This window comes from Pseudoduganella sp. R-31, assembly GCF_049913235.1.
Taxonomy (GTDB): Bacteria; Pseudomonadota; Gammaproteobacteria; order Burkholderiales; family Burkholderiaceae_D; genus Rugamonas.
In genome coordinates this window covers 1,960,739-1,987,045 of the sequence record NZ_CP183986.1, presented here as the reverse complement: position 1 = coordinate 1,987,045, position 26,307 = coordinate 1,960,739, and the positions used below count along the sequence as shown (strand labels likewise).

Sequence of the window (26,307 nt, the reverse complement as noted above, 5' to 3'; positions counted from 1 at the left end):
TCGGCCAAAACGCCCCCGGTTTAAAGAATCAAGAAAATGAGCAATATGATCAAAAGAAAGCGCCGACAATCAAATTCCTTCAACAGGCGAACCAGACCAAGATGAAACGATTGACCACCTGCGCCATGCTGTGCGTGGCGTTTTTCCTCTCCACCACTGCGCAGGCGCAGATCGGCAAGCGCTTCGCTTCCGAGCGCAAGGTCGTCAAGGACCCGGTTACCGGCACCATGCTGACCTTCCTCACCAGCCAGCCGCATGGCGACGCCAAGATCTACCCGACGCACCCTCAATGGACGTCCGACGGCAAATGGCTGGTGTTCCGTTCCAACCGTGTGCACGGCGAAGCGATGGCCGTCAACGAAGCGACCGGGGACCTGGTGCAGGTGACCGAAGGCGGCTACCTCGGCATGCTGAACCTGGCCCGCAAGGCGATGAAGCTGTATTTCATGCGCAAGGACGGCACGCCGGGCCGGGTGCAGATCGTTGAAGTCGACCTGGGACGGGTCCTGGCCGACAGCCAGGCAGGCGCCATGCAGCCTGCAGCCAGCTACCAGCGCGTGGCAGGGATCACGCCCGCAGAGCTGGAGGCCGGCGGCGACATGGCCTTGGATGCGGACGAGGAATGGGTCTATTTCAGGGTCGGCAAAGAGGCTGCAGCCCCCCACCTGAAGCCAGGCACCAGGATCGAACCCAATTTCGGCCCGCGCAATATGGGCGCCGGGCCGAACGGCATCGCGCGCATGAACCTGCAGACGGGAGAAATCCGCCACGTAGTGTCGGTCCCCTTCCAGATCGGCCATATCCAGGCCAACCTGTGGCAGGCGGGCGAGATCGTCTTCTGCTGGGAGACCGGCGGCAAGTCGCCGCAGCGCACCTGGACCGTGCAGGCCGACGGCAGCGGCTTGCGCCCGCTGTATCCGGAAGCGCCGTATGAATGGGTAACGCACGAGGCGGTGATCGGCAAGGACGAGGTGGCGATGGCCATCATGGGCCATCGGCCCGTGGCGGGCGGCGGAGGCGGTGTCGCGGCGCCGGCCACCGGTGTGTATGGCGCAAATCCTGGCCAGGATGCCGGCTGGGGCAACAGCGGCACGCGCGAAAAACCAACCGGCCTTGCCATCGTCAACCTGCGCACCCGTGAAATGACCATCGCCGGCCAAACCCCTTCAGGCAGCGGCCTGTGGCACGTGCATGGCTCGCCCGACGGCCGCTTTGCCGTCGGCGACGATTTCAGCCGCAGCCTTTACCTGATCGACCGCCGTACGCGCGAGATGATCATGCTGACCACCGGCCACAAGGACACCGCCCAGGATCATCCCCATCCGACCTTCAATGCCGACGGGACGAAGATCGAGATCCAGTCGGCCATGCTGTCACCCAACGGACGCTCGATGAATATCGTGGTGGTGCCGGTGCCCGAGGAATGGCTGAAGCGGAAATGAGGCGTGGCGCCGCCTCAGTCGAGAGGCGTCACCGTCACCGCACGCAGCTCGTACGGCGTGCCCTCCAGCTGGAAGCCGATGCGTCCCTCGCGCGGCGCCGCGCCGCTGATGCGGTTCTGCAGCACGCCGTTGATGGCCACTTCGATCACGCCGTCGCGGCTGACGATATCGGCGGCATTCCACTCCCCTGCCGGCTTCTCGCTTGCTGGCGCAATATGTGCCTTGAGCGCCGGCTTGTCGCCGGTCAGTGGTTCGGCGAAGCTGGCGCCCGCCATCGGCAGCAGGTCGCCCACAGCGCCGAACTTGGTCTGGACCTGCTGGCTCAGAGGCCAGACGCGGTCCAACGGGCCTTCGCTGATGTGCAGCAGCACGCCGCCATTGCCGGTCTTTCCCGGCCAGCGCCATTCCACGTGCAGCTTGTAGTTGCGGTAGCTGGCTTTCGTCGCCAGGAAACCGAGCGGCGAACCGCTGGCCGCAATGACACCGCCCGGCTGGACGCTGAATACACTATCGATTGCCGCCGCGGGCTCCGTGCGCAGTTCCCATCCGCTGAAATCGCGGCCATTGAACATATCGGCTGCCGCCGCGTCGCCGGCCAGGGCCAGCGCCAAAGCCGCAACAAGAATTCGTCGATTCACCACCTGGACTCCCTATGAAGAAAACACTGCTGTTCCTGATCCTGTCCGCCGGCGCCCTGCTCGCGCAAGCCGCCGAACTGCCATTGTGGCCCGAAGGCGTGCCGGGTGCACGCAATATCGGCGCCGAAGTGCGCAAGGACGGCTATATCTCCAATACCAGCGTGCCGACGCTGACCGTCGTTCCCGCCGCGATCGACCGCCCCAACGGCACCGCCGTCATCATCGCGCCGGGCGGGGGCTACGTGCGGCAGTCCGCCATGCGCGAAGGCTACCAATATGCCAACTGGCTCAGCACCCTCGGCGTCACCAGCTTCGTACTGAATTACCGGATGCAGGAGTTCGGCCACCCGGCCCCGCTGCAGGACGTGCTGCGCGCAGTCCGCCTAGTGCGCTCGCGCGCAGCCGAATTCGGCATCGACCCGAACCGCATCGGCGTCATGGGCAGTTCCGCCGGTGGCCACCTGGCGGCCAGCGCCGGCACCCTGTTCGACCATCCCGCCGGCCGCACCGGCGCAGCGCTCGACGCCGTCAGCGCGCGGCCCGACTTCCTGGTCCTGATGTACCCGGTGATCACGCTGGACGGCCCAGCCGCCCACCAGGGTTCGCGCAAAGCCTTGCTTGGCGCGGCACCGTCGCCGGACCTGATCGAGCTGATGTCGCTTGAGAAGCAGGTCAACCCGCGCACGCCGCCGACACTGCTGATCCACACCCAGGCTGACCAGTCGGTGCCGGTCGAGAACAGCGTCCTGTTCTACCAGGCCCTGACCCGCCACAAGGTGCCGACTGAAATGTATTTGTTCGAACAGGGCTCGCACGGCATGGGCATGCGCGACAACCTTGGCACGGCTTCGGCCTGGCCAAGGCGCGCCGAGGAGTGGCTGCGCGCACGCGGCCTGCTGGCGACGCCTCAAGCGAAGTAGAACATCGGCTGCAGGGGCCATTCGCGGGGACGGTTGCCGGGCACCGTCTCCATCAGGTCCGCCATGTAATCCCACCATTTGCGCATGACCGGCTGCTGCGGCAGTGCATCGATGCTGTGATCCGGCCTGAGTTTGAGGACCGCAAACAGGTGCAGCGTCTCTTCGTCGAGGAAGATCGAATAGTCGTAGATCCCAGCCTCTTCCAGCGCCTGCGCCAGGTCTGGCCACAGTTCATCGTGGCGGCGGCGGTATTCTTCCACCATGCCGGGTTTCAGCTTCATGCGGAATGCTCGGGTCGTCGTCATGTCTTGTCCTGTTCCTCAAAACTCCTTTTCGATGGATCCACCCTCGGCGCAGCCGGACGCACGATGAAGCTCCCTTGCGGCAGGCCTTGCACGCCGCGGGCGTCTTCCATCTCGAGCGGCGCACCCAGTTCCAGCCGGCTGTTGGTGATGCGCCAGCCGTCGATGTCGTACAGATGGCCGCCTTTGGCAGCCTGAATTTCCAGCTTGTCGAGGGTAAAGCGCTGCAGGGGCGCCTCCTTGTAGCCACTGACTTCAAAGGCCGTGGCAGCGCCGGTTGCCTTGATCTTCCTGACCTCCACGTCGTGGAAATGCGCGATGCCTTTTTCGCGCGGCACCGGCGTCGCCAGCACTTTCCAGTACGGCGGCACGTCTTTCATCCCGGGCGGTATGGCGGCGTAACTGTAGCTGGGGTTCCAGTTCATCGTAATGCGCAGAACCACCGCAACGTCCTTCATCGTGAAGTCGTGCAGGCGCAGGTTCTCGCCGAAGCCTCCGCGTGTGTGGGCCGACTTGAACAGGATGCCGACGGGTACCGCGCGCTCCACGGTGATGTTGTAGGCCTCCACATTGCGGAAGCCTCCGGCAGTCTCGCTGCCGAACGTGATGCCGGCGGCGCCGTCGCGCACGATGGAATTGCGAATGATCACGTCTTCCGTCGGCCGCGCCACACGCTGGCCGTCCGCGTCGCGGCCAGCCTTCATGCAGAGTGCATCGTCGTTGACGGCGATATCAGCGTTCTGCACCAACACCTTGCGCGACGAATCGATGTCGATGCCGTCCGTCGACGGCCCGCGCCCGCCCTCATTGTTACGGATGGTGACGCCGTCCACCGTCACGTTCTCCGAATAGCAGATATGCAGGGTCCAGAAGCCGGAACGGCGCAGAAGCAGGCCGCCGCCCACCCTGACGTCATTGCTGTTGAAAACCTGCACCAGGCGCGGGCGCCGGGCATCGTAATCCGATGCCCAGCGCAGGCCGCGCGGCTCATATTGCTTGCGCAGCGTCCAGTAGCTGTCCCAGAAAACCTTGCCGTCGCCATCGATCGTGCCCTCGCCTTCAATCGCCGCGCCCTTCTGCCCATAGAGGTTGACCAGCGCGGCCGGCCAGCTCATTTCGATTCCGGCAATGCGGGTCGGCATGACGGGATAGTCCTCGATGCGCTGGGACCCGAGCAAGGTCACGCCCTTGCCGATGTACAGCGTGACGCCGGATTTGACGAAGATCGAGCCGGTCAGGTAAGTGCCGGGCCGGAAGCTGACGGTGCCGCCGCCCTTCGACGCGGCAGCATCGATAGCGCGCTGGATAGCGACCGTATCCAGCGTGACACCGTCGCCTTTCGCACCAAATTCGGCCACCGTGGCGGCACTTGCCGCGTGCGCAGCGCCACAGGCCTGGGCCAAGGCCAGCAGTACGGCGGCAAGGTAGCGCAGCACGCCTTAAACGATGCCGCTGCTGCTGGCGCCGGCCTTGGCCGGGCGACGCACCGCCGCCTGTTCGCGATAGCCGGAAGCACGGTATACCGCAACCGGATCGATTGCGCCGCCGGAGCGCAGCCTTGCCATGGCCAGGATCGGGCTGACGTCCGTGCGGTAGGCCTGCTTCAGCGTCTGCGCGGACTGCAGCACGTCGTTCGCTTCCTGGTAGCGGCGCAGCGCCGCGCGGTCGACCAGGGCCGCCTGCACGAAGGCGCGCTGCACTTCGGCCGCGCTATTCATCAGGCTTTCGATCGGATCGGTGACATTGTGCGACTGGTCCAGCATATAGGCGGGCTGCAATGCCGCATCGCGCTGCGCAGCATCGGCCAGCTCGTTAAACACCAGGAACAGCTGGAACGGGTTGATGCTGCCCGAATCCAGGTCGTCGTCGCCGTACTTGCTGTCGTTGAAGTGGAATCCGCCCAGCTTGCCGAACTGCGCCAGCCGCGCCACGATCATTTCGATATTGGTATTGGGCGCGTGGTGCCCCAGGTCGACCAGGCATTTCGCCTTCTCGCCCAGTTGCTGCGCGCAGGCGAAACTGGTACCCCAGTCGGCGATGGTGGTGGCGTAGAAGGCCGGCTCGAACAGCTTGTGCTCGATGAATACCTGCCAATCCGCCGGCAGCGCGCCGTAGATGTCGCGCATGCTGTCCAGGTAACGCTCCAGCGCCCCGCGCAGGTTATGCTGCCCCGGGAAGTTGGCGCCATCGCCCACCCATACCGTCAGCGCCTTCGAGCCCAGCGCCTTGCCAAGCTCAATGCACTCGATATTGTGCGCAACTGCCTGCGCGCGCGCTTCAGCGCTTTGCGCAGTCAGGCTGCCGTACTTGTAGGTATGCTGCTGGCCCGGCTGGTCCTGGAAAGTATTGGAGTTGACCGCATCGAAGCCCAGGCCATATGACGCGGCCTGCTCGCGCAGCGCTTTAGGGTCGTCGGTACGGTCCCAGGGGAAATGCAGCGAAACGGTCGGCGTTGCGCGCGTCAGCTGGTGGATCACGCCGCAGTCTTCCATCTTCTCGACCACATTGCGCGGCTCGCCTTTGCCCGCGAAACGCGCGAAGCGCGTGCCGCCGGTGCCGGCGCCCCAGCTGGGCAAGGCCACCGCAAAGGTTTGCGCCACGGCGGTGAGCTGCTCGATATCCACGCCGCGCCGTCCCAGCATGCCGCCCAGGGCTGCGTAATCCGCATCCAGTCCCGCCTGCTGGGTGGCGTTATGTTCCGCCACCTGGTCCTGCTTGACTACTGCCGTCATCATGTCTCCTTGTTGCGCTGCTTATCGTGTGAAGGCTGCCGCGTTGCCGGCATCGACATTGAGCACGTTGCCGGTGCTCTTGCCAGCCTTGTCGCTAGCCAGGAAATACACCGCTTCCGCAATGTCTTCCGGCAGCACGCTGCGTTTCAGCATGCTGCGGTCGCGGTAGAAGGCCTCCACGTCGTCCGCATCGATCTTGTTCGATTGTGCCCGTTCCTGCTTCCATTTTCCATCCCAGATGCGCGAGCCGCGGATCACCGCATCCGGATTGACCACGTTGACACGGATGCCGTGCGGGGCACCCTCCAGCGCCACGCAGCGCGCCAGATGGATTTCCGCCGCCTTGGCGGTGCAGTAGGCCGACGCGCCGGCCGAAGCCACCAAGCCGTTTTTGCTGGCGACGAAGACCATGCTGCCGCCCAGCTTTTGCTGCTTCATGACGCGGAAGGCGCCGCGGCTGACCAGGAAGTAGCCCTTGACCAGGATGTCCTGGTTGCGCTGCCAGATCTCCAGGGTGGTTTCCTCCAGCGGCGCAGACGACGCGATACCGGCATTCGACACCAGCAGGTCGACACCGCCGAAGCGCAGCGCCGATTCGCGCAGCACCGCCTCCACGGCCTGCTCGCTTGTCACGTCGGCGACGATGCTCGCGACATTGTCCTTGCCGGCCACCTTCGACAGCGCATGGTGCGCCTCGGCCAGCACCTCATTGTCGATATCGGTCAGCAGCACGCAAGCGCCTTCCTGCAGCAGCTGGCGCGCCACCGCCTGGCCGATGCCACCGGCGCCGCCCGTCACCAGTGCAATGCGTCCGGCCAGCGACTTCGGCTTGGGCATGCGCTGCAGCTTTGCTTCTTCCAGCAGCCAGTATTCGATGTCGAAGGCTTCCTGCTCCGGCAGGCCGACGTAGCTGTCGACGCCATTCGCGCCGCGCATCACGTTGATCGCGTTGACATAGAACTCGCCGGCGATGCGGGCGGTTGCCTTGTCCTTGGCGAAGGACAGCATGCCTACGCCGGGAATCAGGTAGATGATCGGGTTGGCGTCGCGCACTGCGGGGCTGTTGGCCCGCTTGCAGCGCTCATAGTAGGCCGTGTAGTCGGCGCGGTAGGCTTCCAGGCTGGCATCCAGTCCCGCCACCAGCGCCTCGAAATCCGGACGGGCAGGATCGAAGTCGATCACAAACGGACGGATCTTGGTGCGCAGGAAGTGGTCGGGGCAGGACGTGCCCAGCGCAGCCAGCGGCTTCAGGTCGCGGCTGCAGACGAATTCCAGCACGGCGTCGCTGTCGTCGAAGTGGCCCAGCTTGAATTCGGTCTTGCTGATTTTCCCGCGCAGGATGGGCATCAGGCGCGCGGCCAGGTCGGCGCGCTCCTGCGCAGCTATCGGCGCGATCGCCGCGCCGCCGAAGACCGGCTGCCGGATGTTCGCGGCCAGCCATTCCTCGGCGCGCTTAATGATGGCCAGCGTGGTTTCGTAGCAGGACTTGGCGCTGTCGCCCCACGTGAACAAGCCGTGGCCCTCCAGGATGATGCCCTTCAGCTCCGGCTGGCTTTGCGACAGGGCCTCCAGTTTCAGGCCCAGGTCATAGCCCGGGCGCTGCCATGGCAGCCAGCCCAGTTCACCTTCGAAGATCTTCTGCGTCAACGCCTTGCTGTTGGCGCAGGCCGCAATTGCGATCACGGAATCGGGATGCATGTGGTCTACATGCTTGCGGTCGATGTAGGCATGCAGCGGCGTGTCGATCGAAGCCGCGCGCGGATTCAGGTTGAAGGTGCAGTGCGGCAGGTAGCCCACCATCTCGTCTTCGTGCTCAAGGCCGCGATAGCGCTGCTTGAGCGCCTGCAGCTTGTCCATGTACAGGGTCGAGAAACCGTCGTTCCTGATGCTGCCCAGGTCACCGCCGGAGCCTTTCACCCACAGCACTTCGACCTGGCCGCCGGTCAGTGGATCTTCCATCATCACCTTGGCCGAGGTGTTGCCGCCGCCGAAATTGGTGATGCGCAGGTCCGATCCGAGCAGGTTGGAACGGTACAGCAGCAGCTCCGGCTCGCTCATGGCGGCCGCCTTCGCATCGTCCCACAGCGATGCAATCGCCGCCTTCTGCCTTGAATCTTGCATTACTTTCTCCGTATTGGTTGGTTGATTTGCCTGGAAACCAGTAGAAATCAGGCGCCGGTGGAGTGTCAATGCGAAAGCAATCAACATGATGACCAAGAACGAAATAATCATATCGTTGATCGCATTTGGTTATCAGTCACAGCAAATCCCGAAATAATCAGCGAATTGATCATCACTTGATTGACCTGTGCCGGCGGATTGATTAGCCTCGATTTAATAAAGTAGCCACCCGGCCCGGCTCCGGAACCGAGGGAAGGCACAACATAAGGAGACGAAGATGGTGAATCACAAGCGCCGTAAACGTTTGCTCAAGCTGCTCGCGGAACATACGACAGCCAGCGTTCCGCAACTGGTCGAATGGCTTTGCGCCTCGCCTGCCACGGTGCGGCGCGACATCAGCTGGCTGGCCGCCCGCAACCTCCTGACGCGTACCAGGGGCGGCGCAGCCAACCTGCCGCAGAAAAAGCGCGGCTTCCCGCTCACGAGCGAAACCTTCCAGAACAACATCCAGTGCCATGCGGAGCGCAAGCGCGCCATTGCACGCTATGCCGCCAGCATGTGCGGCGATGGCGAAACGATCATCATCAACGGCGGAACGACGACCTTCATGATGGCCGAGTTCCTGACCGACAAGCACCTGAAGATCCTGACCAATTCCTTCCTGATGGCGGAGCGCCTGCTGGTCTCGAGCGATAACGAAATCATTCTCCCGGGCGGAAAAGTGTATCGCGAGCAGAACGTGATTCTCAGCCCCTTCGACAACGACATCACCCAGCACCATTACGCCGCCAAGATGTTCATGAGCGTGTACGGCCTGTCCCTGCTTGGCCTGATGGAGGCCGATCCGCTCTTGATCCAGGCCGAGCAGCGCCTGATCAGCCAGGCCGAGGAACTGATCGTGCTGGCCGACAGCTCCAAGTTCGCCAAGAAAGCGGGCCTGATCCTGTGCGGCCTGAATCGCGTTTCGACTGTTATCACCGACACCAATGCCTCCGACTACGCCGTGCAGCTGCTGGAACAATCCGGCGTCAACGTTGTCACGGTGGCGCCAGAGGCACTGCCGCAAACAATCAGCCCAGCCGCATTCGCACCCAACTTCGACTTCCAGCCTGCAGCGCTTTACCACACGGAGACTTCGCATTGAAATCCAGGAGATTAGTCATTGCGGCCTTCGCCGCAGGCATGCTGGCGGCCGTCGCCGGTTGCACCCAAAAAGCGCCCGAGAAAATCCGCATCGCGATGGTGGTCAAGAGCCTCGGCAACGGTTTCTTCGATGCCGCCCATGCCGGCGCCAACGAGGCGGCGGCACAGTTGAAGAACGTGGAGATTATCTACACCGGCCCCACCACGCCCAGCGCGGAAGGCCAGATCGAGATCATCAACTCTTTGATCAGCCAGAAGGTTAGCGCTATCGTGATCTCGGCCAACGACCCGAACGCGTTGGTGCCGATCGCCAAGAAGGCCATGCAGCGCGGGATCAAGGTGATCTCCTTCGACAGCGGTCTGGCCGAAGAAGGCCGCCAGATGCACCTCAATCCTTCCAATGCGCAGCTGATCGGCCGCAAGCAGGTGCAGATGGCTTCCGACGCCATCGGCGGCGCGGGCGACATCGCGATCCTGTCCGCATCGGCCCAGGCGACAAACCAGAACATCTGGATCAAGGTGATGAAGGACGAACTGGCCAAGCCAGAGTTTGCCAAACTCAAGCTGGTCGCCACCGTGTATGGCGACGACCAGTCCGACAAAAGCTACCGCGAAGCCATCGGCCTGTTGCGCAGCAATCCCCAACTGAAAGCCATTATCGCCCCGACCACCGTCGGCATCAACGCAGCCAGCAAGGCAGTAGTGGACGAAAAGCTGGTCGGCAAGGTCTTCGTCACTGGCCTTGGCCTGCCATCGGAAATGGCAGGTCACGTCAAGAGCGGCGCAGTACGCGAGTTCGCGATCTGGAACCCGATCGACCTGGGCTACGCGGCAACGTATGCGGCCTACGGCTTCGTCAAGGGCGAGCCGGGAGCCAAGGCCGGTGGCAGCATCAACGCCGGCCGCATGGGCGCGATTTCGCTCGACGCGCACGGCGAAGCCGCCATGGCGCCGCCGTTCACCTACAACAAGGAGAACGTCGACCAGTTCTCCAGTATCTTCTGAGCGCCATGCAGGAAAACAAGGCACCAGTGCTGGAACTTTCTGGCATCAGCAAGCGTTTTGCCGGCATCGTGGCGCTGAACAAGGTCAGCCTCTCTGTACGCGCAGGCGAAGTCATGGCCTTGGTGGGCGAGAACGGCGCCGGCAAGTCGACCCTGGTCAAGACTCTCACCGGGATCTACACGCCGGACGAAGGCGTCGTTCGCCTCGCCGGCCAGGACGTGGCATTCACTTGTCCGCAGGACGCCATGCGCGCGGGGATCACTGCCGTGCACCAGGAAACCGTGATGTTCGACGAGCTGACCGTAGCCGAGAACATCTACGTCGGCCGCCACCCAAGCCGCGCGGGCCATATCGACTGGAAGCTGATCGAAGCGGAAGCGGAGCGTCTGTTCGCGCGGCTCGAAGTGTCGTTGCCGGTTCGCGCCCGCGTCAAGGACCTGAGCGTCGCGCAGCGACACTTCGTCGAAATCGCCCGCGCCCTGTCGCAGGAAGCGCGCGTGGTCATCATGGACGAACCGACCGCTTCCCTCTCGCAGCATGAGATCCAGGAGCTGTACCGCATCATCGGCCAGTTGCGCGCGGCCGGCACGGCGGTGATTTTCATTTCGCACAAGTTCGATGAGATATTTACCGTCGCCGACAGCTACACGGTGCTGCGCGACGGGCAGTTCATCGCTGCTGGTGCGCTGTCCGACATCGATGAAGCCGGCCTGGTCGCCCTCATGGTTGGACGGGCCGTGCACGACGCCTACCCCAAGGCCAGCGTGGAGCCGGGCGAAGTGTTGCTGGAGGTGGAAGGCTTGTGCCACCCCACCGAATTCGACCAGGTCAGCTTCCACCTGCGGCGCGGCGAGATCCTCGGCTTCTATGGCCTGGTCGGCGCCGGCCGCTCGGAAGTGATGCAGGGCCTGTTCGGGCTGACCGCCAACGTCAGCGGCAGCATCAGGCTGGAAGGCAAGGCGTTGCACATCCGCGGGCCGCAGGACGCGATCCGTCACGGCATCGCCTACGTGCCGGAAGACCGCCAGCATCAGGGCGCCCATCTGTCGATGCCGATTCTGCAGAACATCACGCTGCCGATCCTTTCGCGCGTTGGCTTCTTGCTGCGCCGGCGGCGTGCCGAGGAATGCGCAATTGCGCGCCACTACAGCGAGCAGCTGGAACTCAAGGCCAGCCACCTGCTGCAGAACGTGAGCGAACTCTCCGGAGGCAACCAGCAGAAAGTCGTGCTGGGCAAATGGCTGGCAACGCAGCCGAAGGTCATCATCCTGGACGAACCGACCAAGGGCATCGATATTGGTTCCAAAGCCGCCGTGCACCGCTTCGTCAGCCGGCTGGTCGAGCAAGGCTTGTCGGTCATTCTCGTCTCTTCCGAATTGCCGGAAGTACTGGGCCTGGCCGACCGCGTTCTGGTCATGCACAAGGGTCATGTGAAGCAGGTATTCAAGCGCGGTGAAGCCACGCCCGAGAACGTGGTGGCCGCCGCGTCAGGATTGGAGATGGAGACGGCATGAAGATATTGAAGCAACGCGAAGCCCAGCTTGCGCTTTCGATTGCCGCCCTGGCCTTGCTGGTCGGCTGGCGCGCGCCGGTATTCCTGACCGCGCCCAGCCTGGCCAACCTGCTGACCGACGGCACCTTGCTGGTCATGCTGGCACTGGCGCAAATGCTGGTGATTGTCACGCGTGGTGTCGACCTGTCGGTAGCGTCCACCCTTGCGCTCTGCGGCATGTCTGCCGCCCTGCTGGCGTCGCGCAATCCCGGCTTGCCGCTTGCCTTCGTCATGCTGGCGGCGACGGCTCTGGGCCTCGTGCTTGGCCTGCTCAATGGCTGGCTGGTCGGCTACCTTGAACTGCCGCCCATCGTCGTCACGCTAGGCACCATGAGCGTCTATCGCGGCCTGGTCTTCGTGCTTTCGGGCGGCGCCTGGGTCAATTCGCACCAGATGCCGGCGCAGTTCATTGCTTTCCCGCTTGAACGCCTGCTCGGCCTGACCCACCTGGTCTGGATCGCCGCAGCCACCGCGCTCGCAGCGTGGTACGTAGCGCGCCACAGCCGCTTTGGCCGCGACCTGTACGCCATCGGCAACGAGCCGGCGTCGGCGCGCTACGTCGGCATTCCGATCGCGCGCCGACTGCTGTGGACTTACGGCCTGTCCGGCGCCGTGGCCGGCCTGTGCGGCTACCTGTGGGTGGCGCGCTATGCCGTGGCCTATACCGAAATCGCTTACGGCTTTGAGTTCACCGTCATTGCAGCCTGCGTCATCGGCGGCATCAGCATTGCCGGCGGCTGCGGCTCGGTGACAGGCGCGGTCCTCGGCGCGCTCTTCCTCGCCGTGATCGGCAACGCCCTGCCGGTCATCAAGGTATCGCCATTCTGGCAAAGTGCGCTGACCGGCCTCGTCATCCTGGTCGCTGTGCTGATCAATGCACGCGGCGGCCGCAGCAAAGGGCGCCAGATCCTGCAGCTGCACCTGAATAATCCCGCCAGGAGTGCCGCATGACCTCCGCCCAGACCATGACCGCTCCAAGCACCTCTCGCTACACCATCCTCGATCGTCCCGGCTTCCGGCTCGGCGCCCTGCTCGGGCGCTGGGAATCCATGCTCGCCCTGCTGCTCGTCGCGGTGTTCGCCGTCAACGGCACACTGCTGCCGCATTTCCTGGACCTGGACAACCTGGCCGACGGCACCTTCAACTTCAGCGAGAAGGCCCTGCTTGCGCTGCCAATGGCCCTGTTGATCATCTGCCGCGAGATCGACATTTCCGTGGCCGGCATCCTCGCGCTCAGCTCCGTTGCGATGGGCCTGGCCAACAGCGCCGGCTGGCCGCCGGAATCCCTGTTCCTGGTAGCCCTGCTGACCGGCATGGCATGCGGCGCCCTGAATGGCGTGCTGGTAACGCATTTCGCCCTGCCCTCCATCGTCGTCACGATCGGCACGGTGTCGGTGTTCCGCGGCCTCGCCAGCGTGGTGCTGGGCGACCAGGCTTTCACCGGCTACCCGCAGCAGATGGCCGACTGGGGCCAGGGCTATTTCTTCGGCGTCCTGCCGCGTGAATTCACCGTATTGCTGCTGTGTGCCGCCCTGTTCGCCTTCGTGCTGCACGCCACCAGTTGGGGGCGGCGCATCTACGCTATCGGCAACAACCCGGTGGCGGCGCGCTTTTCCGGCATCGCCGTGGAACGCTACCGCTTCATGCTGTTCGTCCTGGCGGGCGCCATGGCCGGCCTGGCCGCCTTCCTCCTGACCGGCCGCATAGGCAGCACGCGCCCCAACATTGCCATGGGCTGGGAGCTCGAAGCGATCACGATGGTGATCCTCGGCGGCGTCAGCATCGCCGGCGGCATCGGCACCATCGGCGGCGTGATGCTTGCCGTGTTGACGCTGGGCGCCGTCACCTTCGGCCTGTCGCTGGCTAACGTGCCTGGCATTTCCATGACGATTGCCGTAGGCGTATTGCTGCTGGTCGCGATTGCCCTGCCGCGCCTGTTTCGTCGTCGCCAGGTGGCGAAATGAGCGATCAGCGCGCCACCGTCGTCCTCGACATCGGCAAGACCAACGCCAAGCTGACCCTGATCGCCGCTGACGGCAGCCAGCTTACCGAGCAACGCCGGTCCAATACCATCCTTCAGGATGGCCCCTATCCGCATCACGACACGGAAGGCATCTGGCACTGGATGCTGGGCGTGCTGCGCCAATTTGGCGGCCAGGCCAGCATCGGCGCCATCGTGCCTGTTACCCACGGCGCCACAGCGGCCCTGGTCAACTGCGACGGCCTGGTGCTGCCGGTACTGGATTATGAATACGTGCTTCCAGCCGCACACGTGCAACGCTACGATGAGCTGCGGCCTGCCTACACAAGCAGCTACTCGCCGCGCCTGCCCGCCGGCTTGAACCTGGGCAGCCAGCTGGCATGGCTGGCACAAGCCTACCCCGACGAGTTCGCGCAAACACAGCACATCCTGATGTATCCGCAGTATTGGGCCTGGCGCCTGTGCGGGGTGGCGGCGGGCGAAGTGACGTCGTTAGGCTGCCATACCGACTTGTGGCAGCCCGCAAGGCAGGCTTACACCGCCCTGGTGGAGCGCATGGGCTGGCATGCACTGCTGCCGCCCTTGCAGCCAGCCTGGCAGGCGCTTGGCACGCTCAAGCCCGAACTGGCGGCGCAATCCGGCTTGCCGGTCGATTGCCAGGTACTGTGCGGCATCCACGACAGCAATGCGTCCCTGCTGCGCCACCTTGGCGCGCCTGCCGCCCCAGCCGTGCTCTCCACCGGCACCTGGGTCATCGCCGCCGCCCCCGGCATGGCGCTCGACGGCTTGCGCGAGAAGGCGGACATGCTGGCCAACAGCAGCGCTTTCGCGCAACCGGTGCCCTGCATGCGCTTCATGGGCGGAAGGGAATTCGGCGCGATCGCCAGCGGCACGGACGGCACACCGCCAACGGACTTCCTGGCAAGCGACCTGGCGGCCATCGTGCACCAGGCCACGTTCGCGCTGCCGGCATTCGCCCAGGCAGGCCCCTTCGCACGGCGCAATGGCGGCATTGCCGGACCGGCGCCGACGAGCGCTGCGGAACGTTCAGCCCTGGCGACGCTGTACCTCGTCCTGATGTGCGATTACTGCCTGGATGCGCTGGGCGTGCGCGGCGATGTGGTGGTCGAGGGAGCTTTTACCGGAAATGCGTACTTCGCTCCGGTGCTGGCAGCGCTGCGCACCGGCCGCGTGCTGGCAACTGACGATACCAGCGGAACAACTTGCGGCGGCTGGCTGCTGCATCGCCGCGAAGGCACGCCCCAACTGCAGGGCCAAGCCGCCGAAGCGCTTGCGCTGGACGGCCTGCAAGCCTACCGCCAGCGCTGGCGCGAACTTATTGAGGGATGAGCATGACGCGTGCCGCAGCATCGCGCTCGGCATGCAGTACCTGGCCGTCGCTGGCCAATTCCACCACCTGGATGCTGGAGCGGCGCGTGCCCTTCCCGTCCGGATGCGTGAAATAGAACAGGAATGCGCGCTCGCCGCTGACCACTACATCCGGATGCCCACCGATCGCGCGGTCGTCCTCCCCATTGCCTGGCTGCTGCAGCAGGTAGCCCGGCTGGCGCTTCCAGTTCAAGGCGTCTGAGGAGCGGTACACGCCCAGGCCTTGCCAAACATCGGTCACCATCCACCAACTGTCCTTCCAACGAAATACCTTTGGCCCTTCACCGGCCTGGTCGCCGATGGCGCGGCCGCGGTCAGTCCATTTCACCAGGTCCGCGCTGTCTGCGAAATAGATCGACTTCTTGTCCGCCTCATTGTTGTACCACATGCGCCAGCCGCCTTCGGGCAGCGCTACGACGCTGGCGTCGATCACCTTCGGCACAGCCAACGGCACTTCCTTCGCATCGCCCCAGTTGCGCAAATCGCCGCTGGTCAGGTGAACGATATGGCGCGGATGCTTCCAGTCGTTGAAGACGCCCGGCACCACCGTCAGGAACATGTGATAGCGGCCATCGGGCGCACGCACCACGTCCGGCGCCCATTGCGTCGCACCGGCCCCGCCCAGCTCCTCCGGCAGCGTGATGTTGGCCGTGCCCACGTAGCGCCAATGCGCCGCCATATCATCCGATTCGGCAATGCCGATGCGCGTACCGTGGACCCAGGCGATATCAGCCAGGCCCGGGACGTTGGCACGGCGGTTGGTATAGAACATCCACCACCGCCCCACGAACGGATTCCAGATGACGACCGGGTCTGCCGCGCCGTCATGCACCGGGTCGCGGAACAGCGGTTTGGGGGCCACAGCCCCGGCATCGTCGGGCACCGGCTCGCCGAAATCCGGCGTACCGTCGGCGCGCCAGCGAATTGCCTGCGCACGGGTGTGGCGATTCCGGTCGAGCAATGAATCGCCCTTGATGTCGCGGTAATTGCGCGCATGGTAGACCAGGATATCCGTCTTGCCGTCCGGTGTTGTGGTAAAGGAGTTATGTCCCGGTCCGAACTGGCCGTTCGCGACGCTGCTGCGCAGCACCGGCTCGGGCGACTTGCTCCACGAGCGAGCGTCGAGCAGGTCGGCATCGTCGCGCGCGGTCAGCATCCCCAAGGCATAGTTCGCGTCCGTCGCGCTGGCGGAATAAGTCACGAACACGCGCCCGTTGCGCACCAGCGCAGCCGGTGCCTCGTTCACGTTATGGCCCTTCTTCTCCCACGCGTAATCGGGTGTCGACAACATGGTTGCCGGGCCCTTGATCGACAGCGGCGAATCCATCTTCGCGATATAGATGTTGGTCGCCTTCCTGGCAGGATCGGGATCGCTCTGCGTCCACAACAGGTAGCGCTGGCCGCGCAACGCGAAGGTGGTGGCATCGAGAGAGAAGGACTCCCTGCCGGTCTTCAGTTGGCCGCGCTCTATCCACTCGCCCTTGAAGGGATCGGGCGAACTATTCTCCAGCACGTGCAAGCGGATTTCCCAGATCGCATCCGAACGGCCGGCCGTGAAGTAGATGTACCACTTGCCGCCGATCCGGTGCAGCTCGGGAGCCCAGATATGCGCGCCCATTTCACCTTTCGCATGCTTGCGCCAGACCACATGCGCTTCGGCCTTGACCAGGCCTTCCAGCGTGGGCGCGCGGCGCAGCTCGATGCGGTCATATTCGGGAACGGTGGCGGCGAGATAGTAATTGCCGTCGTCCTGCAGCAGCACCTGTGGATCGGCGCGCTGCAGGACCAGGGGATTGGCAGACGCCTCCCCCATCGCCAGCAAAGCCAGCAAAACTACAAGGAAGCGTGCAACCATCTTACTCCTTAGTGCGTATAAGTCAGGCTCACAAAATATCGACGTCCGGAGAAGGCCAGCTCGTTCACGCGGAACAGGTCGCCGGCATCGGTGACTTGTTCCTGGTCGGTCAAGTTCTTGCCCTCGATGGAGAAGGTCAGGTTCTTGTTGAAGCGGTACTGGAATTTCGCATCCAGGAAGCCTGTCTTCTCCTGGAAGTTCGGATTACCCGACACGTCATTACCGCCGGTGAAGAAGCGGTCGCGATAAGTATATGCGATACGTGCGTTGTACTCATTGCGGTCATACCAGAAGGCGATGTTGTAGCTGTTCTTCGACAAGCCCGGATATGGCAGCTCGGTCCCGTCCAGGGCATTCACCAGCGCCGTGCCGGCAGCGTACTTGAACTTCATGCGCGTGTAGTTGGTATCGATGCCGAGACCACCGAGCCAGCCAGGCAGCATGGTCAAGGCCGTGCGTGCCGTCAGCTCGATGCCCTTGGTGGTTGCGCCCTGGCCGTTGATCGGTTGGGTCACGTCGAACAGCACGCCATCCTTGAACAAGTCGACCTTGGGCACTACCGCCTTGTCGACGATGTAGCTGGTGATCTTCTTGTTGAACAGGCCCATGCTCAACTGGGTATCCTTGCTTGGATAGTATTCCAGGCTCAGGTCAGTATTGGTTGCGCGGTATGGCTTCAGGTCAGGGTTGCCGGCCTTGCAGTCGTCAACGCCATCGCCCCCGAATTGCGCCAGGCCACTGCCTGCGGTACAGGTGGCGTTCGGCACCAGCAAGTCGATCTTCGGACGCGCCAGCACTTTGCCCCAGGCGGTGCGGACCAGGAAAGTGTCGGGGACAAGCCACAAGCCGGCGTTCACGCTCGGCATCCAGTCGTGATAGGTGTTGTCGACGGTAGCGATGCCGTTGGAAATGACGCGGTCGACGAAAGACGTGCTGCCAGGCGCAGTGGCGACCCGCACCTGGTATTTCGCCAGACCGGTGGCACTTTCCTGGGTACGGGCATAACGCACGCCGATGTTGCCGAAGAGTTGGCGCTCTGCCAGCTCGGTGCTGAAGTCCAGGCGGCCGTAGCCGGCAAGCACGCGTTCCTCCGCCTTGAATGCAGGAATCTGCGGATAGGTCTTGCCGTCGCTGCCCGGTGCGTTGTACAGGTATTGGTGGGTAAAATTCGACGTATCGAAATAAGGCGCCGCTGCCTGGTAGTTGGGGCTCAACCAGCCCGAAGGCATGTTGCTGACGCCATCGAAGCCCTTGAAGAAGGTGCCCGGCGAAGTTCCGCGCACGGCGGCCACCAGCGCTTCCATCTGCGCCGCATTGATGTACTTGGTCGAAGAAGTCGACGAGATAAACGGCTGCACGTCCGCAGCACGCACGACACCGGTCTTGTTCAAAGGATCGTAGATCAGCGTCTGGTTGACATTGGCCTGCAATACGTTGACGTCGTCCGCAGTCGAGGCCAGGTTCGCACCGTTGCTGGCCAGGTAGCCGCCGCCGCCATATTTTTGCGCCGTCGAGCGGCGGCCCTGCACGCCGAACCACAGCTTGCGGAAGAATGGGTTATCCAGCTTGTACTTGAAATCCAGCTTGCCCTGGTCTTCCGTGTTCTTGGTTTCCGAAGGCCGGTATTGCAGCTGTACTTGCGTATAGGAGGTGTTGGCATCCGGCGAATACCCTGACGGGAATTCGAAATGCGGCAAGCCTTGCGCATCCAGCGACACCTTCAGGCCGGGCGCATTCTGCGTCATCGAAATATTATTGCTCTGCGAGCTGTATTTGGACTTCGACGTATTCAGCAAACCGTCCACCTCCCAGGCGCCGGTCTTCCAGTTGAATCCCGTGGACAGGTAATCCGAGCGGACCTTCAGCGAGAAGTCGCGCGCCGACGTACCGAAGGCGCCCTGTCCGCCGGCGCCGCCCACATACAGGCAGTTGCCGATTGTGTATTGGGTCACATAATGGTTTTGCACCGTGACGCCTGCGGGAGTGTTCGTGGTTGGGACGCCCACGCAGCTGCCTGCGGTGGTCGGGACGCCTGTGGCGGGGTTATACACCGGCGCGGTGCCGGCATTGGACAGGCGGCTGACGTTGCCCAGGTCCGTGCCGAAGTTGCGGTCATTCAGGCGCTGGTCCTGGTCATTGCCTTCGTAGCTGACAAAGGCCCGCAAGCCCGGCGTGAACTGGTATTGCGCCGTCAGTTCCGCCGAAGTGCGTTGATGGTCGCGGGTCCAGATGCCGTAGCGCGAAATACCCGGCGAATAGTCGGACCATTGCGCGTTGCAGGCGGTGCGCTGGGCCGAGGTCAGCGTCGTCGACGCGCAGCCGGCAGGCGTGCTCACAGCCGCCACGGCCGGGTCAAGGCTGGTGACGGTCTTCTCCGGCGAGAAGTCCCAGTCGCGCAGGAAGCGCCACGAAGTATTGCGCGCGTAGTCGTTGCGGGTGAAAACCTTGTCGTAGACGATATTGGCCATCAGGCCCAGCTTGCCGTCCAGGTATTTGTCGGCCAGCAGCAAGCTGGCACGCGGCTGCGCGCCGCCACGGCTCGTCGCGCGTTCGGCCGAAATTGTAGTGCTGAGGGTGGGCTTGGTGAAGTCCAGCGGCTTGCGCGTGGTGATGACCACCGTACCGCCTACGCCGCCTTCCGTCAGGTCGGCGGTGGTTCCTTTGTAGACGTCGATCGACTGGATCAGTTCCGATGCCAGCTCGCGTAATTCCGCGCCGCGGCCGCCGCCATCACCCGTGGCCAGCACCGACATGCCGTTGATCTCCACCCGGTTCAGGTCCGGCTCAACGCCGCGGATGGAGACCTGCGAGCCTTCGCCGAAATCGCGGGTCAACTGCACGCCGGTGATGCGCGACAGCGCCTCGCCCACGTTCTTGTCCGGGAACTGGTTCACGTCTTCCGCCACCAGCGAATCGGAGACGGTGCTGCTGCGGATCTTGCGCTCGATGGCCGACGCCACGGAAGCACGCGTGCCGCTGACGGTCACCACATGCGTCGCTTGCTGCTCCGCCTCCTGCGCAAAGGCGCCGCTGGCGACCAGTTGCGATACCAAAATGAACATCGTTCGATTGAACAGTCGGACTTTCCTGTACTGCGGCTGACTCACGGTGATCTCCTTGTTGTAGTTTTGCTTGCTTGGTGAGCCGATTCTAAGTGAGCCCTGTAACGAAAAATCACGGCTCTGCCAAAGAATCACTACGATGATCAAAGTGTTGAAAAAACCCCGCAGTTAAAGGCGTTCCACGAATAAGGATATGCTTGCTGCAATGCGCAAACGATCAATCCGGTGATTGCTTGTTACGCGCCGGCGCAAAGAAAAAACCCGCCGGCTCTTGCGAGGCGGCGGGCTGGCGCGATGCGCTGAGGCGATTACGCGTTTTCTTTGGAAGCGCGCTTGCGCTCGTGTTCCTTCAGGTAGCGCTTGCGCAGGCGGATCGACTTAGGCGTGATTTCCACCAGCTCGTCGTCCTCGATGAATTCCACTGCGTATTCCAGCGACAGCTGGACTGGCGGAACCAGGCGCACTGCCTCGTCGGTGCCGGAAGCGCGCACGTTGGTCAGCTGCTTGCCCTTGATCGGGTTCACCACCAGGTCGTTGTCGCGCGAGTGGATACCGATGATCATGCCTTCGTACACTGGGTCGTTGTGCACCACGAACATGCGGCCGCGGTCCTGCAGCTTCCACAGTGCGTAGGCAACGGCCTGGCCGTCGTCCTGGGAGATCATCACACCGTTGCGGCGGCCAGCCATTTCACCCTTGGAGGTGTCGACCGGAGCGTAGGCGTCGAACACGTGCGACATCAGGCCGGTACCGCGGGTCAGGGTCATGAATTCGCCCTGGAAGCCGATCAGGCCGCGCGCAGGAATACGGTACTCCAGGCGCACACGGCCCTTGCCGTCCGATTCCATGTTCTGCAGGTCGCCACGGCGGCGGCCCAGTTCTTCCATCACGCCGCCCTGGTTGGCTTCTTCCACGTCAACCGACAGCATTTCGTACGGCTCATGGCGCACGCCGTCCACCATCTTGAACACGACGCGTGGACGCGACACGGCCATTTCGAAGCCTTCGCGACGCATGTTCTCGATCAGGATGGTCAGGTGCAGTTCGCCGCGGCCGGACACTTCGAAGATCGTGTCGTCGTCGGTCGGGGCAACGCGCAGTGCCACGTTGGATTTCAGTTCCTTGTCCAGGCGGTCGCGCAGTTGGCGCGAGGTCACGAACTTGCCTTCGCGGCCAGCCAGCGGCGAGGTGTTGACCATGAAGTTCATGGTCAGGGTTGGTTCATCCACGGTCAGCATTGGCAGCGGATCAGGGGTGTCGGCCGCGCACACGGTGGAACCGATGCCGATTTCCTCGATACCGTTGATCAGGACGATGTCGCCTGCGACAGCTTCGTCAACCAGCACGCGCTCCAGGCCCTTGAAGTTCAGCACCTGGTTGATGCGGCCCTTGATCGGGGTAGCGCCTGGACCGTCGACAACGACCACGTCCTGGCCTGCTTTCACGCGGCCACGGTTGATACGGCCGATACCGATCTTGCCCACGTAGGACGAGTAGTCCAGCGAGGTGATTTGCATCTGCAGCGGGCCGTCCGGATTGTCGTCGCGCACCGGCACGTACTTCAGGATCGCTTCGAACAGCGGCTTCATGTCGCCGCCGCGCACGTCTTCGGTCAGGCCGGCGTAGCCGTTCAGGCCCGATGCGTAGATGATCGGGAAGTCCAGCTGTTCATCGGTTGCGCCCAGCTTGTCGAACAGTTCGAAGGTCTGGTTGATCGCCCAGTCAGCGCGCGCGCCAGGACGGTCGATCTTGTTCAGCACCACGATCGGCTTCAGGCCCAGGGCCAGCGCCTTGCGGGTGACGAAACGGGTCTGAGGCATCGGGCCTTCCTGCGCGTCGACCAGCAGCAGCACGGAGTCGACCATCGACAGCACGCGCTCCACTTCGCCGCCGAAGTCGGCGTGGCCTGGGGTGTCGACGATGTTGATGTGGGTGCCTTCGTACTCAACGGCGCAGTTCTTCGACAGGATGGTAATGCCGCGTTCTTTCTCCAGATCGTTGGAGTCCATGACGCGGTTGTCAACCTGCTGGTTCTCGCGGAAGGTACCGGATTGCTTCAGCAGCTGGTCCACCAGGGTGGTTTTGCCATGGTCAACGTGGGCGATGATGGCGATGTTGCGAATTGCGCGTTTAGTATTAGACATGATTTGTGTATTGACAGGAATTCTGCACGTGCGGAAGCACTGAACCCACTAGTATAGCATGGTGTGGCGCGACTTAGAAACTGAGCAGCTCTTTCAACTCGGCTGCGTTGCGGCGCGAAATTTCCAGCACCTTGCCGCAGGCGAGGGTCACGTCGTAGCCTAGATTCATCGACTCCTCGATGCGCACAATGGACTGCAGGTTGACGATGTGCTGGCGATTGGCGCGGAAGAAGAACTGCCTGGGCAGGCGGGCCTCAATGCTGTTCAACGACTTCTTGACGTAGGCGCTCTTCTCGCCGAAGAACACCCGTACGTAGTTCCTGCAGCTCTCGATGTAATGGATCGCGTCAAGCGACACCAGGTGGCAGCGGTCGCCATCCTTGATAAAGATCCTGCTGTTAAATTCCAGTTCCGGCTTGTGCGCCTCACCCTCGTCCGAGGCGCCGGGGGCACCCGTCAGCTTGGCTATGGCCAGGGCCAGGCGTTCGGCGCTGATCGGCTTCAGGAGATAATCGACCGTATGGAAGTCGAAGGAACGGATGGCATGTTCCGAATAGGCGGTGGTGAATATCACGCGCGGCACATAATCGAGCTGCTCCAGCAAATCAAAGCCTGTGGCACCGGGCATATGGATGTCGAGGAAAACAACTTCGGGCCGCGTCTCCCGCATCAATGCCAGCGCCGTGCTCGGATGGTCCGCCTGTCCGATCACGTCCATCGCGGGGAAAGCCTGCAGCATGCGCACCAGCCCTTCGCGCGCCAGGCGGGAATCTTCAACGACAACAGCTTTCACTTTGCATATTCCTTGGGTAATGTCACGGTCACTTTAAACTGGCCGGCGCTGCGCTCGACCAGCATGGCGGCCAGTTCGCCATACAGCAGCTTCAAGCGGCGTTCGATATTCTGCAAACCGATACCCATGCCGCCTGTCTTGCCGGGCGCCTGTTGCGGCGTATCGTTGCAGACTTCGAATACGAGGCAATCACCGCGGTCGGCCAGGTCCACCGCCAGCCTGCCGCCGCGCTGGAGGTTCTCCAGGCCATGCTTGACCGCATTTTCAACCAGCATCTGCAGCACCATCGGCGGCACCAGGGCGCCGTGCAATTGCTCGGGAATGCGGATCGCGAAATCCATGCGCTCTTCCAGCTGGGTCTTCACGATGTCCACGTACTGGTGGATGATGGCCAGCTCACGCCGCAAGCTCACCTTGTCATGGCGACTGCTTTCCAGTGAATAGCGCAAGATGTCCGACAGCGACGTCGTCATGCGGTCGGCCAACTGCACGTCCTCATGCATCATGAAACGGATGTTGTTCAAGGCGTTGAACAGGAAATGGGGGTTGAGCTGGTTTGACAGGCTGCTCAACTGGGCTTCCTTCAAGCCGTTTTGCAGACGCAAGGTCTGCAATTCCGTCTCCCGGATGCGTCGCATCGAGGTGACGCTGGTATAGATGAAGCACCAGATGCAGACAAAGAGCTGGCTTTGCACCGCCTGTTCAACGAACGAATCGAAGTAATAGCGCCGGGGATCGAACGACATCCCGAGAGCCTGGTACTGGACACGCACATCGCCGATGAACGGCGGAGCGACAAGCGACACGACCAGCCCCCCGATGGCGATGCCCGCCACCGCGCTGTAGCCCACCGCGATGAAAACAAGGCGTCCCATGGACAGTCGCTGCCATGCGCGGCGCAGGTAAAGCCAGCGGAAACACAGCACTGCCACCGTGTATACCGGCATCCACACCGTGCTTGCCAGCAGCTTGCTGGCGACGCGGTAGCCGGCGAAATAGATCATCAATGCCGACACCGCAAAGCCAAGGGCGAGCGCGCTGCCATGGAAGATCCAGAACTGCCTGTCGCGCGGGAAGAAGAAGGGTTGACGCATGCAGGTGGCAGGCAAAGGATTCGAGTACCGCATTCTAGGTGACTTTTATGCAATAAGCGAGCTATGCGCCTCACCACGCCCGAATACGCTCATCCGCCGGCTTGAACATGGCATCGCCCGGCTTGGTGGCGAACGCCTCATGGAAGGCGTCGACGTTCACTGCCGGCCCATTGGCGCGAAACTCGTTCGGCGCATGGGGATCGGACGCCAGCAGCTGCAGCACCCGTTCGTCGCGCGCCTTCTTGCGCCAGCTTTTTGCAAAGTTCAGGAAAAAGCGCTGCTCGCCACTGAAGCCGTCCACCAGCGGCACGACTTTGCCGGCAGATGCGAGCTGATACGCGCGGAACGCCACCTGCAGCCCGGCCAGATCGGCCATATTCTCCGCCAGCGTCATGGCGCCGTTGACGTACTTGCCCGGCAAGGCCTCGTAGCGCGCGTACTGCGCTTGCAGACGCTGCCCGATTTCCTCGAAAGCTTTGCGATCGGCATCGGTCCACCAGTTGCGCATGACGCCATCGCCATCAAACTGCGCGCCCATCGAATCGAAACCGTGGCTGATCTCATGGGCAATCTGGACCCCGATACCGCCGTAGTTGGCCGCATCGTCCGCTGCCATGTCGAACAAGGGCGCCTGCAGCAGGCCGGCCGGCAAGTTGATTTCGTTCAGCATCGGATCGTAGAAAGCGTTGACGGCAATCGGGGACATTGCCCATGCGCTGCGGTCCATCCGTTTGCCCGCCTGCGCCGCCTTGTATTCCCACTCGAAACGACGCGCTCGGTGACGGTTGCCAAGGGCATCGCCGTCACGCACGACAAGCCCGGCATAATCGCGCCACTGCTCCGGATACCCGATCTTGGCCTGGTATTTGGACAGTTTGGCCAATGCCTGCTCACGTGTCGCCGCGGACATCCAGCTGCTGTCGGCAATCACCTCGCTATAGGCGCCCAGCAGGTGATCGACCATGGCGCTCACGCGCGCCTTGTGCGCAGCCGGGAAATGGCGTTCGACATACACTTTGCTTAACGGTTCGCTCAAGGCCGAGCTGAGCTCGATGATCGCGCTTTCGGCACGCGGCGCTTCAGCGCCCAGGCCGCCAAGGGCCCTGCCCCTGAAAGCAAACCTGGCGTCGCGAAAAGCCTTCGGCAATACCGGTGCCGCTTCGTCCAGGCTGCGCAGCTTGAAGTACATCTTCCAGTCGTCCAGGGGAACTGCGGCGAACAGCGCGGCAATCGCCTTGGCCGGCGCAAGCTGCGCCACCGTTACCGCTTCGTCCGCGGGCATGCTGGCGGCGCGCATGAAGGCCGGCCAGTCGATGCCGGGCGCATGCCGCAGCAGCTCGCGCGCGTTCATCGGGTTGTGCATCAGCGCCGGATCGCGCGCCTGCGCCAGCGGAAGCTGGACTGCAGCAATGCGCTGTTCAAGCGCCAACACGCGTGCAGCCATCGCTGCGGGCTGCGGCTGGCCCGCCAGCGCCGCCAGCGCCGCAAGGTACTCGCGGTAGGCCGCGCGCGCTTTCGCCATCGGAACGTCGTCCGGCGACAGATAGTAATCCCGGCTCGGCAAGCCAAGCCCGCCTTGCCACATCATGACGCGGTTCAGCGTCGGATCCTTGAAGTCGGCAAAGCCGCCCCACAGCCACAGCGGCGTCTCGATGCGTCCCTGCGCCCGTCCCATCCACCGGGCCAGCTCACGGCGATTGCCAATCGCGTCAATCTCGGCCAACAAGGGCCGGACCGGCGCCAAGCCTGCCTTTTCAATCCGTCCGGTATCCAGGTAGGCCGCGTAGTAGCTGCCGATCTTGCGCTCAATGCTGCCCGCGCGCTGCGGCCGCGCGGACAGCTCCTCGACGATTTCGCGCACGCGTTGATCGACGATATCGGGCAGCTCCGCACCGTAGGACTCGGTGCGGCTGGCGGGAATGGTGGTGGTCTCGATCCAGGCGCCGTTGACGGCCCGGTACAGGTCATCCTGGATGCGCGGCGCAGCGGCGCCGGCCTGGGCGGCGAGGGAAGCCAGCACGGCCAGGCTGGCAAGCTTCAGCAGTTTCATGGTGAGCCTTTCGAATGAATTGGTGGTTCATTCTCGGACCTCTTCCTTGAGCCTGGAAAAAAAGGGGCCGAACGGCGCTATGCG

19 protein-coding genes are annotated in these 26,307 nt (G+C 63.2%); 8 read left to right on the top strand and 11 right to left on the bottom strand.

Annotation, left to right across the window (positions count from 1 at the left end; translation table 11 throughout):
• The first annotated feature begins 101 nt into the window (after nt 1-101).
• Nucleotides 102-1,442: a hypothetical protein gene (locus tag ACN9MY_RS09045; protein ID WP_426337162.1), complete on the top strand. Its 1,341-nt coding sequence runs from the start codon at nt 102-104 to the stop codon at nt 1,440-1,442.
• 14 nt (nt 1,443-1,456) lie between these two features.
• Here the strand turns inward: ACN9MY_RS09045 and ACN9MY_RS09040 are convergent, their stop codons facing one another.
• Nucleotides 1,457-2,080 (bottom strand): 3-keto-disaccharide hydrolase, encoded by a 624-nt coding sequence (locus ACN9MY_RS09040; protein ID WP_426321807.1) that lies wholly within the window; start codon nt 2,078-2,080, stop codon nt 1,457-1,459.
• 14 nt (nt 2,081-2,094) lie between these two features.
• Between ACN9MY_RS09040 and ACN9MY_RS09035 the strand changes: the two genes are divergently transcribed.
• Nucleotides 2,095-3,000 carry an alpha/beta hydrolase gene (locus ACN9MY_RS09035; protein WP_426321805.1) on the top strand — a complete coding sequence of 302 codons (906 nt, stop codon included), beginning with the start codon at nt 2,095-2,097 and terminating at the stop codon, nt 2,998-3,000.
• Here the strand turns inward: ACN9MY_RS09035 and ACN9MY_RS09030 are convergent.
• The 4 genes from ACN9MY_RS09030 to ACN9MY_RS09015 are packed head-to-tail and all read right to left on the bottom strand — an operon-like array spanning nt 2,988 to nt 8,155.
• The gene (locus ACN9MY_RS09030) at nt 2,988-3,305 is read right to left on the bottom strand and encodes an L-rhamnose mutarotase (RefSeq protein ID WP_426321803.1); all 318 of its coding nucleotides are present in this window, start codon (nt 3,303-3,305) and stop codon (nt 2,988-2,990) included. The two genes, ACN9MY_RS09035 and ACN9MY_RS09030, sit on opposite strands and share 13 nt — an antisense overlap.
• Nucleotides 3,302-4,738: a glycoside hydrolase family 28 protein gene (locus ACN9MY_RS09025; protein WP_426321801.1), complete on the bottom strand. Its 1,437-nt coding sequence runs from the start codon at nt 4,736-4,738 to the stop codon at nt 3,302-3,304. The genes ACN9MY_RS09030 and ACN9MY_RS09025 overlap by 4 nt, the downstream gene beginning before the upstream one ends.
• A gap of 3 nt (nt 4,739-4,741) precedes the next feature.
• Nucleotides 4,742-6,034: an L-rhamnose catabolism isomerase gene (gene rhaI / locus ACN9MY_RS09020; RefSeq protein ID WP_426337630.1), complete on the bottom strand. Its 1,293-nt coding sequence runs from the start codon at nt 6,032-6,034 to the stop codon at nt 4,742-4,744.
• Between the two features lie 21 nt (nt 6,035-6,055).
• Nucleotides 6,056-8,155: a bifunctional rhamnulose-1-phosphate aldolase/short-chain dehydrogenase gene (locus tag ACN9MY_RS09015; RefSeq protein WP_426321799.1), complete on the bottom strand. Its 2,100-nt coding sequence runs from the start codon at nt 8,153-8,155 to the stop codon at nt 6,056-6,058.
• Nucleotides 8,156-8,432: 277 nt separating this feature from the next.
• Here ACN9MY_RS09015 and ACN9MY_RS09010 point away from each other — a divergent pair, with 277 nt between their 5' ends.
• From ACN9MY_RS09010 to ACN9MY_RS08985, 6 genes are read left to right on the top strand one after another with little or no spacing between them, the layout of a single operon-like run.
• The gene (locus ACN9MY_RS09010) at nt 8,433-9,299 is read left to right on the top strand and encodes a DeoR/GlpR family DNA-binding transcription regulator (protein WP_426321797.1); all 867 of its coding nucleotides are present in this window, start codon (nt 8,433-8,435) and stop codon (nt 9,297-9,299) included.
• Between the two features lie 38 nt (nt 9,300-9,337).
• The gene (gene rhaS, locus ACN9MY_RS09005) at nt 9,338-10,303 is read left to right on the top strand and encodes a rhamnose ABC transporter substrate-binding protein (protein ID WP_426172152.1); all 966 of its coding nucleotides are present in this window, start codon (nt 9,338-9,340) and stop codon (nt 10,301-10,303) included.
• A 26-nt stretch (nt 10,304-10,329) separates the two neighbouring features.
• Nucleotides 10,330-11,817: a sugar ABC transporter ATP-binding protein gene (locus ACN9MY_RS09000; protein WP_426337161.1), complete on the top strand. Its 1,488-nt coding sequence runs from the start codon at nt 10,330-10,332 to the stop codon at nt 11,815-11,817.
• Nucleotides 11,814-12,806 (top strand): ABC transporter permease, encoded by a 993-nt coding sequence (locus ACN9MY_RS08995; RefSeq protein ID WP_426337160.1) that lies wholly within the window; start codon nt 11,814-11,816, stop codon nt 12,804-12,806. Before ACN9MY_RS09000 ends, ACN9MY_RS08995 begins: the two co-directional genes overlap by 4 nt.
• Nucleotides 12,803-13,819, top strand: coding sequence for an ABC transporter permease (locus ACN9MY_RS08990; protein WP_426337159.1), 1,017 nt, complete (start codon nt 12,803-12,805; stop codon nt 13,817-13,819). The genes ACN9MY_RS08995 and ACN9MY_RS08990 overlap by 4 nt, the downstream gene beginning before the upstream one ends.
• Complete coding sequence (locus ACN9MY_RS08985) at nt 13,816-15,186, top strand: FGGY-family carbohydrate kinase (RefSeq protein ID WP_426337158.1); 1,371 nt, start codon at nt 13,816-13,818, stop codon at nt 15,184-15,186. The genes ACN9MY_RS08990 and ACN9MY_RS08985 overlap by 4 nt, the downstream gene beginning before the upstream one ends.
• On the opposite strand, the gene ACN9MY_RS08980 is transcribed toward ACN9MY_RS08985, so the two are convergent.
• From ACN9MY_RS08980 to ACN9MY_RS08955, 6 genes are all read right to left on the bottom strand, one after another.
• Nucleotides 15,173-17,080: a family 43 glycosylhydrolase gene (locus ACN9MY_RS08980; RefSeq protein WP_426337157.1), complete on the bottom strand. Its 1,908-nt coding sequence runs from the start codon at nt 17,078-17,080 to the stop codon at nt 15,173-15,175. The two genes, ACN9MY_RS08985 and ACN9MY_RS08980, sit on opposite strands and share 14 nt — an antisense overlap.
• A gap of 8 nt (nt 17,081-17,088) precedes the next feature.
• A complete protein-coding gene (locus tag ACN9MY_RS08975; RefSeq protein WP_426169849.1) occupies nt 17,089-20,187 on the bottom strand; it encodes a TonB-dependent receptor in 3,099 nt (1,032 codons plus the stop codon).
• A 263-nt stretch (nt 20,188-20,450) separates the two neighbouring features.
• Complete coding sequence (gene typA, locus ACN9MY_RS08970) at nt 20,451-22,286, bottom strand: translational GTPase TypA (RefSeq protein WP_426169847.1); 1,836 nt, start codon at nt 22,284-22,286, stop codon at nt 20,451-20,453.
• 73 nt (nt 22,287-22,359) lie between these two features.
• A complete protein-coding gene (locus tag ACN9MY_RS08965) occupies nt 22,360-23,079 on the bottom strand; it encodes a LytR/AlgR family response regulator transcription factor (RefSeq protein WP_426321783.1) in 720 nt (239 codons plus the stop codon).
• A complete protein-coding gene (locus ACN9MY_RS08960) occupies nt 23,076-24,173 on the bottom strand; it encodes a sensor histidine kinase (RefSeq protein ID WP_426337156.1) in 1,098 nt (365 codons plus the stop codon). The genes ACN9MY_RS08965 and ACN9MY_RS08960 overlap by 4 nt, the downstream gene beginning before the upstream one ends.
• Nucleotides 24,174-24,243: 70 nt before the next feature.
• On the bottom strand, nt 24,244-26,223 hold the full coding sequence (locus tag ACN9MY_RS08955) for a M13 family metallopeptidase (RefSeq protein ID WP_426321781.1): 1,980 nt from the start codon (nt 26,221-26,223) through the stop codon (nt 24,244-24,246).
• Nucleotides 26,224-26,307 lie beyond the last annotated feature (84 nt).

Bases quoted from the DNA above. Each gene is read 5' to 3' on its own strand.
- ACN9MY_RS09045 (WP_426337162.1), top strand. From the start codon at position 102: ATGAAACGATTGACCACCTGCGCCATGCTGTGCGTGGCGTTTTTCCTC.
- ACN9MY_RS09035 (WP_426321805.1), top strand. From the start codon at position 2,095: ATGAAGAAAACACTGCTGTTCCTGATCCTGTCCGCCGGCGCCCTGCTC.
- ACN9MY_RS09030 (WP_426321803.1), bottom strand. From the start codon at position 3,305: ATGACGACGACCCGAGCATTCCGCATGAAGCTGAAACCCGGCATGGTG.
- rhaI (WP_426337630.1), bottom strand. From the start codon at position 6,034: ATGACGGCAGTAGTCAAGCAGGACCAGGTGGCGGAACATAACGCCACC.
- ACN9MY_RS09015 (WP_426321799.1), bottom strand. From the start codon at position 8,155: ATGCAAGATTCAAGGCAGAAGGCGGCGATTGCATCGCTGTGGGACGAT.
- ACN9MY_RS09010 (WP_426321797.1), top strand. From the start codon at position 8,433: ATGGTGAATCACAAGCGCCGTAAACGTTTGCTCAAGCTGCTCGCGGAA.
- rhaS (WP_426172152.1), top strand. From the start codon at position 9,338: ATGCTGGCGGCCGTCGCCGGTTGCACCCAAAAAGCGCCCGAGAAAATC.
- ACN9MY_RS08995 (WP_426337160.1), top strand. From the start codon at position 11,814: ATGAAGATATTGAAGCAACGCGAAGCCCAGCTTGCGCTTTCGATTGCC.
- ACN9MY_RS08990 (WP_426337159.1), top strand. From the start codon at position 12,803: ATGACCTCCGCCCAGACCATGACCGCTCCAAGCACCTCTCGCTACACC.
- ACN9MY_RS08985 (WP_426337158.1), top strand. From the start codon at position 13,816: ATGAGCGATCAGCGCGCCACCGTCGTCCTCGACATCGGCAAGACCAAC.
- ACN9MY_RS08980 (WP_426337157.1), bottom strand. From the start codon at position 17,080: ATGGTTGCACGCTTCCTTGTAGTTTTGCTGGCTTTGCTGGCGATGGGG.
- typA (WP_426169847.1), bottom strand. From the start codon at position 22,286: ATGTCTAATACTAAACGCGCAATTCGCAACATCGCCATCATCGCCCAC.
- ACN9MY_RS08960 (WP_426337156.1), bottom strand. From the start codon at position 24,173: ATGCGTCAACCCTTCTTCTTCCCGCGCGACAGGCAGTTCTGGATCTTC.
- ACN9MY_RS08955 (WP_426321781.1), bottom strand. From the start codon at position 26,223: ATGAAACTGCTGAAGCTTGCCAGCCTGGCCGTGCTGGCTTCCCTCGCC.